The 16,792-nt window shown below is 38.3% G+C and carries 13 protein-coding genes; 12 read left to right on the top strand and 1 reads right to left on the bottom strand.

Features of this window, described 5'->3' with window-relative positions; translation table 11 throughout:
* From malQ to MUN42_RS02765, 12 genes are all read left to right on the top strand, one after another.
* Positions 1-1,521: a 4-alpha-glucanotransferase gene (gene malQ / locus MUN42_RS02820; protein ID WP_243342805.1), complete on the top strand. Its 1,521-nt coding sequence runs from the start codon at positions 1-3 to the stop codon at positions 1,519-1,521.
* Positions 1,508-3,901 carry a glycogen/starch/alpha-glucan phosphorylase gene (locus tag MUN42_RS02815; RefSeq protein ID WP_243342803.1) on the top strand — a complete coding sequence of 798 codons (2,394 nt, stop codon included), beginning with the start codon at positions 1,508-1,510 and terminating at the stop codon, positions 3,899-3,901. The genes malQ and MUN42_RS02815 overlap by 14 nt, the downstream gene beginning before the upstream one ends.
* Positions 3,898-4,689 (top strand): ZIP family metal transporter, encoded by a 792-nt coding sequence (locus tag MUN42_RS02810; RefSeq protein WP_243342802.1) that lies wholly within the window; start codon positions 3,898-3,900, stop codon positions 4,687-4,689. The genes MUN42_RS02815 and MUN42_RS02810 overlap by 4 nt, the downstream gene beginning before the upstream one ends.
* A gap of 182 nt (positions 4,690-4,871) precedes the next feature.
* Positions 4,872-5,696 carry a diadenylate cyclase CdaA gene (cdaA, locus tag MUN42_RS02805; RefSeq protein ID WP_243342800.1) on the top strand — a complete coding sequence of 275 codons (825 nt, stop codon included), beginning with the start codon at positions 4,872-4,874 and terminating at the stop codon, positions 5,694-5,696.
* Positions 5,683-6,633 carry a CdaR family protein gene (locus tag MUN42_RS02800; RefSeq protein WP_243342798.1) on the top strand — a complete coding sequence of 317 codons (951 nt, stop codon included), beginning with the start codon at positions 5,683-5,685 and terminating at the stop codon, positions 6,631-6,633. The genes cdaA and MUN42_RS02800 overlap by 14 nt, the downstream gene beginning before the upstream one ends.
* Complete coding sequence (locus MUN42_RS02795) at positions 6,611-7,963, top strand: HD domain-containing protein (RefSeq protein WP_243342796.1); 1,353 nt, start codon at positions 6,611-6,613, stop codon at positions 7,961-7,963. The genes MUN42_RS02800 and MUN42_RS02795 overlap by 23 nt, the downstream gene beginning before the upstream one ends.
* 52 nt (positions 7,964-8,015) lie before the next feature.
* Positions 8,016-9,383 carry a trigger factor gene (tig, locus tag MUN42_RS02790; RefSeq protein WP_243342794.1) on the top strand — a complete coding sequence of 456 codons (1,368 nt, stop codon included), beginning with the start codon at positions 8,016-8,018 and terminating at the stop codon, positions 9,381-9,383.
* A gap of 30 nt (positions 9,384-9,413) precedes the next feature.
* Positions 9,414-10,007, top strand: a complete 594-nt coding sequence (gene clpP, locus MUN42_RS02785; protein ID WP_243342793.1) for an ATP-dependent Clp endopeptidase proteolytic subunit ClpP — start codon at positions 9,414-9,416, stop codon at positions 10,005-10,007.
* Positions 10,008-10,013: 6 nt separating this feature from the next.
* On the top strand, positions 10,014-11,228 hold the full coding sequence (gene clpX, locus MUN42_RS02780) for an ATP-dependent Clp protease ATP-binding subunit ClpX (protein WP_243342792.1): 1,215 nt from the start codon (positions 10,014-10,016) through the stop codon (positions 11,226-11,228).
* Positions 11,229-11,280: 52 nt separating this feature from the next.
* Positions 11,281-13,614: an endopeptidase La gene (gene lon / locus MUN42_RS02775; protein WP_243342791.1), complete on the top strand. Its 2,334-nt coding sequence runs from the start codon at positions 11,281-11,283 to the stop codon at positions 13,612-13,614.
* Entirely contained in the window at positions 13,611-14,198 is a 588-nt protein-coding gene (yihA, locus tag MUN42_RS02770; RefSeq protein WP_243342790.1) for a ribosome biogenesis GTP-binding protein YihA/YsxC, read from the top strand. The genes lon and yihA overlap by 4 nt, the downstream gene beginning before the upstream one ends.
* A gap of 162 nt (positions 14,199-14,360) precedes the next feature.
* Positions 14,361-16,133 carry a flavocytochrome c gene (locus tag MUN42_RS02765; RefSeq protein ID WP_243342789.1) on the top strand — a complete coding sequence of 591 codons (1,773 nt, stop codon included), beginning with the start codon at positions 14,361-14,363 and terminating at the stop codon, positions 16,131-16,133.
* A 67-nt stretch (positions 16,134-16,200) separates the two neighbouring features.
* On the opposite strand, the gene MUN42_RS02760 is transcribed toward MUN42_RS02765, so the two are convergent.
* Positions 16,201-16,569 (bottom strand): YbaN family protein, encoded by a 369-nt coding sequence (locus tag MUN42_RS02760; RefSeq protein ID WP_243342788.1) that lies wholly within the window; start codon positions 16,567-16,569, stop codon positions 16,201-16,203.
* Positions 16,570-16,792: the final 223 nt, after the last annotated feature.

The following is a 16,792-nucleotide window of genomic DNA, read 5'->3' as shown; positions in this document are numbered from 1 at the left end:
ATGGAAAAACAAAAAAGACTAGAAAGGGGTAACGGGGTAATCCTGCCAATATTTTCTCTTCCATCTAATTATGGAATAGGGACCTTTGGAGAGGCGGCCTATGATGCTGTTGACTTCCTGTCAGATGCTGGCATCAAATATTGGCAAATATTACCCCTGGGACCTACTTCTTATGGGGATAGTCCTTATCAGTCATTTTCATCCTTTGCTGGTAATCCCTACTTTATTGACTTGGATATACTAATAGAAGAAGGACTTTTGGAAAAAGAAGAGTTAGAGAACTTAAACTTTGGCGATAAGGCTAGGTTTGTAGACTATGGCATCCAATACAACCTAAGGTATAGGATCTTGGAAAAGGCCTACGATAAGGCCAAGGATAGTCTAAAGAAGGAGATAGTAGCCTTTAGAAAAAAGGAAGCTTATTGGCTAGATGACTATGCCTTATTTATGGCAATCAAACATGAGAAATTTGATGTATCCTGGCTTGAGTGGGAGGATGATCTCAAAAATCGCAAGAAAACTGCCCTTAATAAGTTCAAGAGGGAAAATAAGGACTTGATTGATTTTTATGTCTTTATCCAATATGAATTTTTTAGCCAATGGCAAAAGTTAAAGGAATATGCCAATAGGAAAGAGATCAAAATCATAGGAGATCTTCCTATTTATGTGGCCTTAGATTCAGTGGATGCCTGGGTCAATTCAGATATTTTACAACTTAACCCAGATACAAAGGAGCCTATCAAGGTAGGTGGTGCTCCTCCAGATGCCTATTCACAAGATGGTCAGCTATGGGGAAATCCCCTCTATGACTGGAAGAAGCTAGCAGAAAGTGACTATGACTTTTGGATAAAGAGGATAGGATCAAGTCTTAGACTTTATGATATATTGAGGTTAGATCATTTTAGAGGCTTTGAAGCCTACTACTCAATTCCTGCAGAAGATGACAATGCGAGATTTGGTGAATGGCAAAAGGGCAAGCCTTATGAACTATTTGATAGGGTAAGGGCAAAATTCCCAGCAGCTTGCTTTATAGCTGAAGACTTAGGCTATATAACGGATGAAGTGAATGAGCTAAAAGATTATTATGCATTTCCAGGTATGAATGTAATCCAGTTTTCCTTTGGTGAAAATTTTGATAGCGACTACTTGCCTCATAATTACGAGAGAAATTCTGTTGTTTATGCCTCAACCCATGATAGTGATACCTTGATGGGCTTTTTAGAAAATGCAGATGATGCTCTAAATGAACTAATTAACTTGTATTTTGACCTAGATACAGAAGATAACAAGGAGAGACTATGGAAGATAAATAGGGCTCTTATGGCTTCTGTAAGTGATGTAGCGGTATTCGAATTCCAAGACTTCCTTGGATTTGGTAATGATAGCAAGATAAATTCTCCTGCAACTCTCGGTATTAATTGGAAGTGGAGGTGCCTAGAAGAAGATTTTGATGATGATCTAGCAAAAAAGATAAAAAATATGGCAAAACTATATGGGAGGTTTAACCATGGACAAGCTTAAGAAGAACAAATTTGTAGATAATTATATTGAAAATCTCCAAAGAATTACCTTAAAGAGCTTTGAAGACACTAGCGATAGGGATAGGTACAAGGCTCTATCAGATACTATAATGGAACTTATTAATGAAGAATGGAGAGAGTGTAAGAGAAAGACCCGTAACCAAAGAAAGGCCTATTACTTTAGTGCTGAATTCTTGATAGGAAGGTCCCTAGGTAACAACCTAATAAACCTTGGTATCTATGATGAAGTTAAGGAACTCCTAGATGAAATAGGCATCGACTTTGAATCAATCGAGAACTACGAAGATGATGCAGCCCTTGGTAATGGGGGTCTTGGTAGACTTGCTGCCTGCTTTATGGACTCAGCTGCTAGCCAAAACCTAAATATGTACGGCTATGGAGTTAGGTATAGGGAAGGAATCTTTAAGCAAAGTATCAAAAACGGCTTCCAAGTTGAACAAGGCGATAGCTGGCTAAAGGATGGAGATGCCTGGTCAATCAGGGTTGATAGTGACTCAAAGATCGTAAAATTTAGGGATCAACAAGTCAAGGCTGTTCCTTTCGATATGCCTGTCCTAGGCTATCAAAATGGAGTAGTAAACACCCTAAGACTTTGGCAAAGTGAACCCTTCCAAGAGTTTGACTTCCAAAAATTTAACAACTATGAATACGACCAAGCAGTTAGCGAGAAAAACCGTGCAGAGGATATAACTAGGGTCCTTTACCCTAACGATATGCAAAGGGCAGGTAAGCTTCTAAGGCTTAAACAACAATACTTCTTCTGCTCAGCTTCTATCCAAGATATGGTAGATAAGTACAAGAAGTATTATCCAGAAGACCTAAAATTTGAAGACTTTGCCAAGTACCATATCATCCAACTAAATGACACCCACCCAATTATGGCAATTCCTGAATTAATCAGAGTTCTTGTCGATGAAAATGGAATCTTCTTTGAAGATGCCCTATCCATAGCCCGCAAGGTCTTTGCCTTTACCAACCACACAGTCTTGCAAGAGGCCCTAGAAAAATGGTCTAAGGACATAGTCCAAGAAGTTAGTCCAAGATGTATGGAAATTATTGAAAAAATAAATGACAAGCTTGTTAAGGAATTTAAGGCCAAGGGCCTATCAGAAGAATCCATCGACCCATATAGAATTGTTAGATATGACCAAGTTCATATGGCAAATCTCGCTATCTATGTAGGATTTTCTGTAAATGGTGTTGCTGAAATCCATACTAAAATCCTAAAAGGTGAAACCTTCAACCACTGGTACAAGTGCTACCCAGAAAAGTTTAACAACAAGACCAATGGTATAACACCTAGAAGGTGGCTAGTCTATGCTAATAGGGACCTATCAGACTTTATATCAAGAAAACTTGGTAACGAAGACTGGAAGTATAATCTTGATCTCCTTAAGGGCCTTGAGAAGTACAAGGAAGATGATGAGACTCTCAATGAACTATGGGATATCAAACAAAAAAAGAAGAGAGATCTTGCCAAGTATATCCTAGATACTGAAGGAATTAAGATTGATCCTGAGTCAATATTTGATATCCAAGTCAAGAGGATCCACGAATACAAGAGGCAACACCTAAATATCCTCCATGTAATCTACCTCTACCACAAATTAAAGGCTAACCCAGACATGGACTTCTATCCAACAACCTTTATTTTTGGCGGAAAGGCTGCACCGGGATACTTTAGAGCCAAGGGGATTATTAAACTTATCAATGAAGTAGCTAGGGTTGTAAATAATGACAGCGATGTAAACAAAAAAATGAAGGTAGTCTTCATTCAAAACTATAGGGTTTCATATGGAGAGAAACTATTCCCAGCAGCTGATATATCTGAGCAAATTTCTACAGCAGGTAAGGAAGCATCAGGTACTGGTAATATGAAATTCATGCTAAATGGGGCCTTGACCCTAGGTACCCTAGATGGAGCTAATATCGAAATATACGATAGGGCTGGAGAAGAAAACAACTTTAGATTTGGAGCTACAGTAGACGAACTTAACCAAATCGCATCAACCTACAATCCAGTAGAATACTATAGAAAAGATCCTGACATTTCTGATGTAGTTGATAGTCTAGTTAGTGGAGAATTTAACGACAATGACTCCTATATGTTCCTAGACATCTACAACGAGCTAGTCAACCCACAAGGTGGATCTAGGGGAGACCAATACTACCTCCTTAAGGACTTTGCTTCCTACAAGAAGGCCCACGAAAGAATAAACGAAGCCTATAGGGACAAGTTAGACTGGTCTAGGAAGATGTTGATTAATATAGCCAATGCAGGCTTCTTCTCATCAGATAGGACTATCTTAAACTATGCCGATGATATTTGGAAGATAGATAAGGAGGATGGCCTTAAATGAATTTACAGGCGATAATAGGACTCTTGATTCCCTTTATAGGAACGAGTCTTGGGGCAGCCTTGGTCTATGTAATGAAGGATGAACTAAGTATAAAGGTTCAAAAATCCCTCTCAGGATTTGCTGCTGGTGTAATGGTAGCCGCATCCATCTGGTCCCTCCTAATCCCTGCTATTGATATGGCAGAAGGAGATATGGGGAGGATGAGCTTCATACCAGCTGTTATAGGTTTTATGGTGGGAATAATATTCTTGCTATTCTTGGATAATGCAATTCCCCACCAACATATTGATTCTGACTTGCCAGAAGGACCAAAGAACGAATCTCTAAGAAAGACAACCATGATGGTCTTGGCAGTGGTAATCCACAATATCCCAGAGGGAATGGCGGTTGGAGTTACCTTTGCTGGAGCTATCTATGGTAGCGAGGTTAGCCTTACCCAAGCTATAGTCCTATCAATAGGTATAGCTATCCAAAACTTCCCAGAAGGAGCTATAATATCCATGCCCCTTAGGTCGGTGGGAGTTGATAAGAATAAGGCCTTTGGACAAGGAGTGCTATCAGGAGCAGTTGAGCCAATAGCAGCAATCATAACTATTCTCCTATCAACAATCATGATTCCAATCCTACCTTACCTTTTAGCCTTTGCTGCTGGAGCTATGTTCTATGTAGTAGTAGAGGAGTTAATTCCAGAAGCGACAGGAGAGGGAGAAGCCCACACCAACGTAGGAACTATTGGTTTTTCAATAGGATTTTTGGTAATGATGGTATTAGATGTAGCTTTGGGATAAGAATATAAAAGAAGAGTCGCCTAAGTCGAGGGTTATCCCTTACTTAAGGCGATTTTTGCATATAAGGACTGGGACTTGGTGGGAAATTTATAGACATGAGAAAAATATTATTCACATAGATTTTTGCTCTATCATTCCTACCAATAATCCTTTAAAAAAGTACGATAATATAAGGAGGAAGTATGAATTTTTTGGAGAACATTATAGCATCCTTAACTATAATAAGGGTTACTGATGTTATAGACATAGCGATTATTGCCTTTGTTATTTATAAGCTATTTTCCCTTCTTAGAAATACTCGTGCTGAGCAGGTTCTAAAGGGCTTGATTTTTGTGCTTATTTTTGCTTCGGTGGCAGATATTTTTAATTTGAATACTGTATCATGGGTCATGAACCAATTTCTAACCGTTGCCCTAGTATTTATAATAGTAGTCTTCCAACCAGAGCTTAGGTCAGCCCTGGAGAGATTGGGTCGTGGTAGGTCAATTTTTTCCTTTGACAAGGAAGATAGGAATGAGAGGTCTGTCAATGAACTTGTTTCTGCTATGAGCTCCCTATCTAGGCAAAAAATCGGAGCCTTGGTGGTCTTAGAGAGGGAAGTTGGTCTTTCTGATATTATGGAAAGTGGAACAAAGATAGACGGAGAAATATCAAGTGAGCTTTTGATAAATATCTTTATCCCTAATACTCCACTCCATGATGGAGCTGTGATTATTAGAGAAAATAAGATTGCTGCAGCAGCCTGCTACTTGCCACTTTCCCCATCCAATACCATCTCAAAAGAACTAGGTACCAGGCATAGGGCAGCAATAGGGATTTCAGAAAAATCCGACTGCCTAGTAGTAGTTGTATCAGAGGAGACAGGAAATATTTCTGTAGCAGAAAATGGCAAGATAAACAGGTATTTTGATGAGGAATCATTAAAGATTAAGCTTATGAAGGAGCTAGTTAATACAGGAGCTTCAAATATTCTTTTAAAGAAGGGGGCAGAAGATGAAGGAAAATAAACACGAATTACAGCTAATAGCACTTTCTATACTCCTAGCCTTTGTAATGTGGGCCTTTGTAACAACTTCATCTAATCCTTCAGTTACAAGAAACTTTAGGGGTCAAGAAGTCCTTATTAAAAACAAGGAAAAGCTTGAAGAAAAGGGCTATACAATAATTGGTATAGACGAAATTGCAGATATAAATGTCGAGATAGAAGGATCCAGGGATAACATAGTAGGTCTTAAGTCAAATGATATCCAAGCGAGCATTGACATAGGGGATGTCAAGGAAGGTGTCCAAAGCGTCCCAGTCAAAGTAGACACACCAAATGGAGTAAATATTGAAAAGACTGAACCCAAGGAAATAAATGTCAATGTCCAAAAGGTTATAGAAAAGAAATTACCAATTAACCTAGTAATCGATGACACCCTAAAAAAAGAGAGAAATATTGAAGTCATTGACCAAAGCATAAAGGAAGTTACAGTCAAGGGGCCAGTATCTCAAATCAACAATGTCGATAGGGCTGAAGTCCATATTGATAGGGAAGAATACCTTGATTCCAAGATGCACAATATAAATATAAATATCCTATCCAAAGACGGAAAACCCCTAGGAGAGCTTGAGCAAAGTGCCAAGGATATTAATATCTCCTTTCTTGTAAGCGAAACCAAATCTATCAAGGTCGATCTTATAACAAGTGGAAAAGTGGCAGACGATTATGAGGTTACCCTAAAGAGTGTAAGTCCAGATGAAGTTATAGTAAAGGGAACAACCAAGGCCATGAAGGACTTAACTTCCATCAAAACAAATCCTGTAGATGTATCAAATATCAAGTTTGATAAGACTGGCTATATTAGCCTAAACCTCCCTGACGGCATAGAGATTTATGATGAGGAAGATAAGGTAAAATACAGGATAATGGTTGATAAAAATGACAAAACACGAAGAGATTGACCTAGGCCTTCCCTATAAACATATACTAGCTAGGCTAGAAGATGAAGGCTATGAATCCTATCTTGTAGGTGGCTGCATCAGAGACTACCTTCTTGGTAGAGAAGTTTATGATATAGATATAACCACAAGGGCAAGACCTGATGATATAAGAAGGATCTTTTCTGATAAAAAAGTCATAGGCTTTGGCCAAAAGTATGGGACTATCAAGGTTATAGATAAGTCTATAGGCTACGAAATTACGACATTTAGGAAGGATGGTTCTTACAAGGACAAGAGACACCCTGATGGGGTTAACTATTCTGACTCCATCTATGAAGACCTACAAAGAAGGGACTTTACCATAAATGCTATGGCCTATAGGAAGGGAGAGATAATAGACCCCTTTGGTGGGAAGTATGACCTAGGGAAGAAAATTCTTAGGACAGTAGGAGATCCCTATGAGAGGATAGGAGAAGATATGTTACGCTCCATGAGGTCTGTTAGGTTTGCTACAACCCTAGGCTTTTATATAGAAGACGACCTAAAAAGTGCTATAAGGGATAGGGCATCAGAAATAGAATCCATATCGGCCGATAGGATTAGGGATGAGCTTTCCAAAATCCTCCTTGCAGATAAGCCATCTAGGGGGATAAGGATCTTATATGAGTTGGGACTCCTTTCCTATATCCTTCCAGAAGTCAAGGCCATGGTTGGCTTTGACCAACATTCATCCTTCCATCATATGGACTTATTTGACCATAGTCTTTCGGTCTTGGATAAGCTTCCTTCTGACTTAGCCCTAAGACTTGCAGGACTTTTCCATGATACGGGCAAGGTTTCTACTATGTTTATAGATGAGAGGGGTGAGGGGAGGTTCTTTGGCCATCCTCTAGATAGTGAGAAGATAATAGACAATAGACTAAGAAAGCTTCATTATCCCAAGAAAATAATTGAAGAAGTAAAGATCCTTTCCCTAAGGCACATGGATTCTGCCAATACTTACACTAAAAAGTCTGTTAGGAAGCACCTAAGGATGATGGGAGAAGAGACTTTTAGAAAATTACTTGACCTACAGATGGCAGATACCCTATCAACATCTAAGCCCAATATAGAAAATATAGATAGAGCAAGGCAACTAATAGATGAAGTAAAAGCATCAAATATTCCTATAAAAAGATCAAAGCTTGCTATTAATGGCAATGACCTTAAGGAAATTGGATATAAAGAAGGTAAAATTATAGGAGAGAGCCTATCATATATAGAAAATCTAGTTGAGGACGAAGTTATTGCAAATGACAAAGAAGAAATAATAAAGTTTTTAACAAAGAAAGCTTTATTTCTTGATAGGTAGATTAACAAGAAGTATACTACTAGAATGAGTAAACTAGTAGCAGGAGGAGAAAATGACAGAATTAAAATCACACGAAAATAATATCGCAAAATTTGAATTTGATGTTGCCTATGATGAATTCAAAAAAGCAACAGATACAGTTTTTAAAAGAAATAAATCCAGATATAGGATAGATGGCTTTAGACCTGGCCACGTCTCTAAGAAGATTCTAGAGAAAATGTATGGTCCAGAAGTTTTCTATGATGAAGCTATCCAAATAGTTTTCCCAAAGCCTTACGAAGCAGCTGTTGAAGAGCTTGGCTTAGAAGTAATAGCTCAACCATCAGTTGATCTTGATGACATCGAAGTAGGAAAAGATGTTAGATTTAAGGTTGAAGTAGAAACTAAACCACATCCAGAACTTGGAGACTACAGCAAACTTATAATCGAAGAAGTTTCAAGCGAAGTAACAGATGAAGATATCGAAGCTGAACTTAAGAAACAACAAGAAGAGAATGCTAGACTTGTACCAGTAGAAGATGACGAAGCTAAAATCGGAGATACTGTAAATATAGACTTTGATGGTTCTCTTGACGGAGTTAGATTTGAAGGTGGCAAGGCTGAAGATTATGAACTTGAACTCGGATCTCACACCTTTATCGAAGGTTTTGAAGACCAAGTAGCAGGACACAAGGCTGGAGATAAGTTTGATGTTAATGTAACCTTCCCAGAAGATTACCAAGCTAAAGAATTCCAAGGAAAAGATGCGAAATTCGAAGTTGAAATTAATTCTATCACAAGAAAAGAACTTCCTGAAATAGATGATGAATTTGCTAAGGATATATCAGAATTTGATAGCCTAGAAGAACTTAAAAATGACCTTAGAGAAAAATTAGTAGCAGATAAGAAAGACTATGCTGAAAGAGTTTACCAAAATGAAGCAATAGAAGCTCTAATCAGAAAGTCTAAGGTAGAAGCACCTAAGGCTATGGTTGATGCAGAAATCGACTATGACCTACAAAATCTTGATCAAAGACTACAAGGCATGGGCATTACCCTAGCTCAATATATCGAAATGACCAAGATGGATATCAACACAATTAGAAACCAATACAGGGCTGAAGCAGAAGCTAGAGTTAAGGCTAACCTAGTAATAGATGAAGTTGCCCTAAAAGAAGGTATCGAAGTAAGCGAAGAAGAAAAAGAAGCTGAAGTAAACGAAGCAGCAGAAAACTATGGAGTAGAGGATAAAGAAAAATTCAAAGAAATCTTTGCTAAGAATGTTTCTGACAAGACCCTAGAAGAAAACATCAAGAGAAGAAAAGCAGTTGAACTTCTAGTTAATAATTCAGAAGCCTTACCTCATGAAAAATACCATGAAGCAGTAGGTGATGACCATCACCACCATGAAGAAGCTAACGAGGAAAGCGAAGAAAACTAGACTCCATATATAGGAATATAAGGAGATATAATGATAGCTAAAGATTATTTAGTACCAACAGTTATAGAGCAAACTAATAGAGGCGAGAGAGCCTACGATATATATTCAAGACTACTAAAAGATAGGATTATATTTTTATCAGGCGAAGTCAGAGATGAAGTGTCTGATATCATAATAGCCCAACTCTTATTTTTAGAGAGTGAAGACCCTGATAAGGACATTCAGTTTTATATCAATTCCCCTGGTGGAGTTGTTACATCAGGCCTTGCTATCTATGACACAATGAATTATATAAAACCTGACGTATCTACAATTTGTATAGGTCAAGCAGCATCTATGGGAGCAGTTTTGCTATCATCAGGAGCTAAGGGAAAGAGATTTTCCCTACCGTCATCAAATATTATGATCCACCAACCATCAGGTGGTGCCCAAGGTCAAGCTAGTGATATAGTAATCCAAGCTGAGCAAATCCTTAAGATAAAGGATAGGCTAAACAATATCTTGGCTCAAAACACTGGTCAACCTTTGGATAAGATTGTCAAGGATACAGATAGGGACTTTTCTATGACTGCTAAAGAAGCCATGGAATATGGATTAATCGATCAAGTAATTGAAAGTAAGTAGGAGACAATGGCAGATATAGACCAAAAAGAAGTAAGATGCTCTTTTTGTGGAAAAGATAGTTCCCAAGTTGAAAGGATGATAGCAGGGCCAGATGCCTACATTTGTAACGAGTGTGTTGATCTTTGCCATGAAATAATTAGCGAAGAGCAAAGGATGCATGCCCATGACTATCACGACTTTGACCTATCCAAGCCTAAGGAAATAAAAGACTTCCTAGATAGGTATGTAATAGGTCAAGATGATGCAAAAAAGACCCTTTCAGTAGCTGTTTATAACCACTATAAGAGGATAAAATCTAACGAAAAAGACAGCGATGTAGAGCTTCAAAAATCTAATATCCTAATGTTGGGTCCAACAGGATCTGGTAAGACCCTTCTTGCGCAAACCCTGGCCCGTAAATTAAATGTGCCTTTTGCTATATCAGATGCAACATCTCTTACAGAGGCGGGCTATGTTGGAGAAGATGTTGAAAATATTATTCTTAAGCTCCTTCAAGCAGCAGACTATGACATTGAAGCAGCTGAGCATGGTATTATCTATGTAGATGAGATCGACAAGATTACCAGAAAGAGCGAGAACCCATCCATAACTAGGGATGTAAGTGGCGAAGGTGTTCAACAGGCCCTCCTTAAGCTAATAGAGGGAACTGTGGCTAATGTACCTCCTCAAGGGGGCAGGAAGCACCCTAGCCAAGAGTATATCCAAGTCGATACTACCAATATCCTCTTTATCCTAGGAGGAGCCTTCGAGGGGATAGAAGATATTATAAATAGCAGACTTTCAGAAAAAGTTATAGGATTTGGGGCTGATGTCAGCAAAAAATCTAAGGCCAGCCTAAAAAATGTAAGTACAGAGGACTTATTAAAGTATGGCCTCATACCAGAGTTTATAGGTAGGGTTCCTATTATAGTAAGCCTTGAAGCCTTGGACCAAGACTCATTGGTTAAGATACTTTCAGAGCCTAAGAATAGTTTTGTCAAGCAATATCAAAAGCTATTTGAACTCGATGGTGTCAAACTAAGCTTTGAGGATGAAGCCATAAGGGAAATAGCCAATAAGGCCTACAAGCAAAACACAGGTGCGAGGGGTCTTAAGACAATAATGGAAGATTTGTTGTTAGATCTTATGTACGAAATACCTTCTATGGATGATTTGGGAGAGGTTGTAGTCACCAAAGAATCTATCGAAGATAAAGATAAACTCATTTATAAGAAAAAGTAAGAAGAGGGGACTTGAGCTATAGCTTGGGGTCCCCTTTTATAGCGAGGTAAGTATGAGAGATAATTACGAAGTAGTAAGAGAAGAGTTGCCACTAATCCCCCTAAAGGGCCAGTGGCAAATGCCTACAACCATATTAAATGTTGACATAGAAAGGTCAATATCAAGAAATGCCCTAGAGTATGCTAGACTTAAAAATACAAAACTAGTCCTAGTAAACCAAAAAGACATCTACGAAGACACACCCCATGAAAATGACCTCTATGATTATGGAATAGTCGCTGCAATCAATAGAGTTTACAATCTGCCAGATGACACCATAAGAATTTTCTTGCAACCAGAAGGAGTTGCCAAGATCTTAGAGGTAAAGGTAGGAGAAGGTTTTTTGAAGGCAGACTTAGAAGAATATATCTACAAGGAAGAAAGCGAGAAAGATAATAGCGAACTTCTTGCCCTAAAGAAAGTTCTTATAGAATACTTCGAGACATATATAGCTACCTTGGGTAATGATGCCATGGATGAGATTGGCTACAAACTATCTGAGATTGAAAACTTCCAAAGCCTGGTAGATGTTATCCTCTTCCACTTGGAATTAAGTCCCAAGGAGTACTATAACTTCCTTAAAACCCTAGATACCAAGGAAAGAATGCTTGAGTTAATAAGGATCTTAAAGAGGGAGATTGAGCTAAAGGACATAGCCCTAGATATAGAAAAAAAGGTAACTGATAATATCAACAAATCCCAAAAGGAATACTATCTAAGGGAAAAGATGGATGTTATCAAAAAAGAAATCAACGAAACTAATGGCAAGGCTACAAGCGAGGCTGATGAATATAGAAGAAGGCTAAAGAAGCTAAAAATAGATAAGGAAGCCAAGGCATCAATCGAAAAAGACATAGATAGGATAGATTCTCTCCCTGAGATGAGTCCTGACTATGGGGTCTTGGCAGCCTACCTTGACTTCGTTTTCTCCCTTCCTTGGGATAAGAAGAGCAAGGACGAAATAGACATAAAGAAGGCCACAAAGATTCTTGACGATGACCACTACGGTCTAACTGATGTCAAGGAGAGAATACTTGAGGCAATAGCTGTGAGGGCTAAGAAAAAAGATGCCAAGGGATCAGTAATTTGCCTAGTAGGTCCACCAGGAGTAGGTAAGACTTCTATAGCCAAGTCTATAGCAAGCTCTATGGATAGGAAATTTGTTTCTATGAGACTTGGGGGAGTAACTGACGAAAGCGAAATCAGGGGACACAGGAGAACCTATGTAGGAGCTATGGCAGGTAGGATTATGACCAATCTTTCAAGGATAGGGGTTAAAAATCCTGTATTTTTGCTAGATGAAATTGATAAACTAGGCCATGGCTACAATGGAGACCCATCAAGTGCTCTCCTTGAGCTATTGGATCCTGAGCAAAATGATAAATTTATTGATAGGTACTTAGACTTACCTTTTGACTTATCAGATGTATTTTTTATCACAACAGCCAATGATGCCAATGAAATTCCAGATGCCCTCTATGATAGGCTAGAAGTGATAGAAATATCTGGATACACCTTGAACGAAAAACTATCCATAGCCAAAAAATACCTAGTAAAGAAAGAGATGGAAAATTCTGGACTTAGTGAAGATGAACTAACCATCTCAGATAAAGTCTTAGAAATTATAATCAGAAACTATACTAGGGAAGCTGGTGTTAGGGAACTCGAGCGACTTATAGGCAAGATTTGCCGTAGGGCAGTCAAGGAAATCCTAGAAGGTAAGGATAAGGTCAGGATATCCAAGACCAATTACGAAAAATACCTAGGAAGAATAAGGTTCTTGGATGATGAAGTAGAAAAGGAAGACCAAGTTGGTCTAGTAAACGGCCTTGCCTGGACTTCCGTAGGGGGAGTTATGCTCCAGGTAGAAGCATCAGTTATGGAAGGTAAGGGAAGCCTCGACTTTACAGGATCTCTCGGTGATGTAATGAAAGAATCCTGCCAGGCAGCCCTAGTCTATATAAGGTCCAATGCCCAAAGCCTTGGTATTAGGGGCAAATTCTACGAAAATAAAGACATCCATGTCCACTTCCCAGAAGGAGCAACCCCAAAAGATGGCCCATCTGCAGGTATTACTATTACAACAGCCATGGTATCTGCTCTTACCAAGAAAAAAGTTAGGTCTGATATAGCCATGACTGGCGAGGTGACAATTAGGGGCAATGTCCTTGCCATAGGGGGACTAAAGGAAAAGGCACTCGCAGCCTACTCTTACGGGATAAAAAATGTCATTATACCAAAGGCAAACGAGCGTGATATCTACGATATACCAAAGGAAATTAGGGAAAAAATCAATTTCATCAAGGTAAGTAATGTAGCAGAAGTAATAGAAGAGGCCTTGGTATGAAGATAAAAACAGTAGAACTTGAGCAAGTGGCAGGATTTAAGGCCCAATGGCCCAAGGATAAATTGGACGAGATAGCCTTTGTGGGTAGGTCAAATGTAGGCAAGTCCTCCTTTATCAATTCATTTCTGAATAGGAGAAAACTTGCTAAAACCTCATCCACTCCAGGTAAGACCAGGACAATAAACTTCTATAGGATAAATGATAAATTTAGACTTGTTGACCTACCTGGCTATGGCTATGCCAAGGTTGACAAGAAGGAAAAAGAAAAGTGGAATGAGCTAATAAATACCTATCTCTATGAGAGAGAGAACCTAAAGGAAGTCTTCCTTCTGGTAGATATAAGGCACGAGCCAACAGAGCTAGATAAGCAAATGTATGATTGGATAATAGAATCTGGCTTTATGGGATTTGTCATAGCAACAAAATATGACAAGATAAAAAAAGGTCAAATCCAAAAGCACATAAATGCCATAAAGAAAAAACTCCAAATCGAAGATGAGGGACTAATCTTCGCCTACTCATCCCAAACCAAACACAACAAAGATGTACTTGAAGAACAAATCCAAGTAATACTAGATAACTAGAGACTCTCAAAGCCAATAAAGATTACAAAAATTCTTTAGGCTTTGGGAGCTTTTCTTTGTCAAAATTTTTTCTAACATATATAACTTTAATATGATAATTTAAGGCCTTGCTTTTTATGAAAATATTTGTTAAGATTTTTGCATGACATAAGAGGAGGAAGTATGAATAAAAGAAAATTGTTTCCGATTTTTCTTTCCCTATCAATGCTGATCACAGCTTGTGGAACAAATGGAGAGAAAAAGGGAGAAGAACCAGTAGGCAGTAGTGAAGTAAGTGAAGAAGCAAAGGGTCTTGGCAAGGGCCACAATGGCGACATAGAAGCAAAGCTAAGCTTTGAAGGTGATAAAATCGCATCTATTGACATAGTACATAAGGAGACAGAAGGTCTCGGAGATAAGGCTGCTGATAAATTAGTAAAAGAAATAGTTGATAATCAATCTATAAATGTAGATAGCGTATCAGGAGCTACTGAAACATCTACAGCCCTAATAGTAGCTGTCAAAGAAGCAATAGAGGCATCAGGAAGAGATATAAGCCTTTATGAAAAAGAAGTAGCCAAGAAGGATGGCGAAAGCAAGACTATCGATACTGATGTAGTAGTTGTCGGTGGAGGTGGAGCAGGATTTGCAGCTGCAATTTCTGCCAAAGAAGCTGGAGTTGATGTAATTTTGCTTGAAAAATTAGACCAAGTCGGAGGAAATACCCTTATTTCTGGTGGTGAATATGCTGCCCCAGCTAACGACCTTCAAGAAAAAGAAGGCATAGAAGATAGCAAGGAGGTATTTGCCAAAGACGTAGAAGTCGCTGGTGGTAACAAGGACCTAATAGCAGTATTAGCTGACAAGGCGACAGAAGCTGCCTATTGGCTAAGGGATGAAATAGGAGTGAAATGGAAAGATTCCCTAATGTTCTTTGGTGGACACTCCGTAAAAAGATCCCTAATTCCAGAAAACCATTCAGGTAATGAACTTATTAAAAACTACAAGGCTAAGGCTGATGAACTAGGAATACAAGTCCTAACAGGAACTGATGTACAAGAAGTCCTCACAGAAAATGACAAGGTAGTTGGAGTCAGGGCAGAGGGAGAAGACGGCGAACTTATAGTGAACTCAAAGGCAGTAGTCCTTGCCACAGGTGGATTTGGTGCTAATGCTGAAATGACCTACGAAAATGATAACGAAATAGACGAGCATGTCCTATCGACAAACTCTCCAGGAGCTATGGGTGATGGTATAGTAATGGCAGAGGCTCTAGGAGCAGATACCGTAGATATGGATCAAATCCAACTATACCCTATTTGTGATGTAGAAACTGGAAAGCTACTCTATGTTGGTGATACAAGACTTGTTGGTGGAGCCTTGCTAGTAAACAAAGAAGGTAAAAGATTTGTAGAAGAGCTTGATACAAGAAGGGCCATATCCATGGCTATTAAAGATCAAACAGATTATGTAGGTTACTTAATTTGGGATGAAAAATCAAATGAAGAAACAGGTACAATGGCATCAAACCCTGAAGAAGCCGAAGACTTATACGAGAGAGGACTCCTATACAAGGCTGATACAATAGAAGAACTAGCAGATCACTTCGAAATAGATAAGGAAAGCCTCCTACAAACAGTAGAAACCTTCAATGAAAACTCTAAATATGGTGAAGACCCAGAATTTAACCTAAGAATGCTAGGTTGGAGCATAGAAGAGGGCCCATACTACATGCTAAAGGCTGGACCAGCAGTCCACCACACCATGGGAGGTCTTGTAATAAATACAAATGCAGAAGTTATGAGAGAAGACGGAAATAAAATAGACGTACTCTTTGCTGCAGGCGAAGTTACAGGAGGAATCCATGGATCAAACAGACTTGGATCAGTAGCTATGGCAGACATAACAGTATTCGGAAGAATAGCAGGAGAAAATGCTGCAAAACTTGCAGAATAAGATATAATTAGCTACAGATAGACTCTGTAGCTCTTTTTACTTTTCTATTAATTTGTTTTATTATTTGTTATTTCCCTTCATCAGGTGTTTTCAATACAAAAAGGAAATAGATGTAGTGGAAAATCAAAATTACAATCAAGACACTTCTACCGATTTTGTTTTTCATAAAGAAGAAGGATATAATAACCAAAAGAGTTACTAGGGCAAGGATCCTTATCTTTTTACTTAGTGATAGACCCTTTTTATTCTTGATAGCTTTAATATAAACTTGGTAGGTATTAGTAGACTTAAACCAATTATTAATTTTGTCAGAACTTTTTTGGAAGCAAAAGGCTGCTACCAACAAAAAGGGAGTTGTTGGTAGGATTGGTGTGTAAATCCCAACTAGTCCTAAGCCCAAAAAAACAATCCCCAAAACTGTAAAAATAGCCTTCATAAAATCACTCCTTACGCTATTAATGTATCTTCTAAAATTATTACGTACTAATAAAATTGTATCACAGGATTTTTATATGTAAAGATAATGATAGGCATTATTAAATGATTAAGATTAATAATGCCATAAAAAATCGGAATTTAACAGAGAAATTCTATCATCAAATATTTATAGAGCTAGTATTACTTCTCTCTTTGAAATATATAAATTATTTTTGCAAAAT

It is taken from the genome of Anaerococcus sp. AGMB09787, from assembly GCF_022808955.1.
Classification (GTDB): domain Bacteria; phylum Bacillota; class Clostridia; order Tissierellales; family Peptoniphilaceae; genus Anaerococcus.
This window is presented reverse-complemented; position numbering and strand designations above follow the sequence as displayed.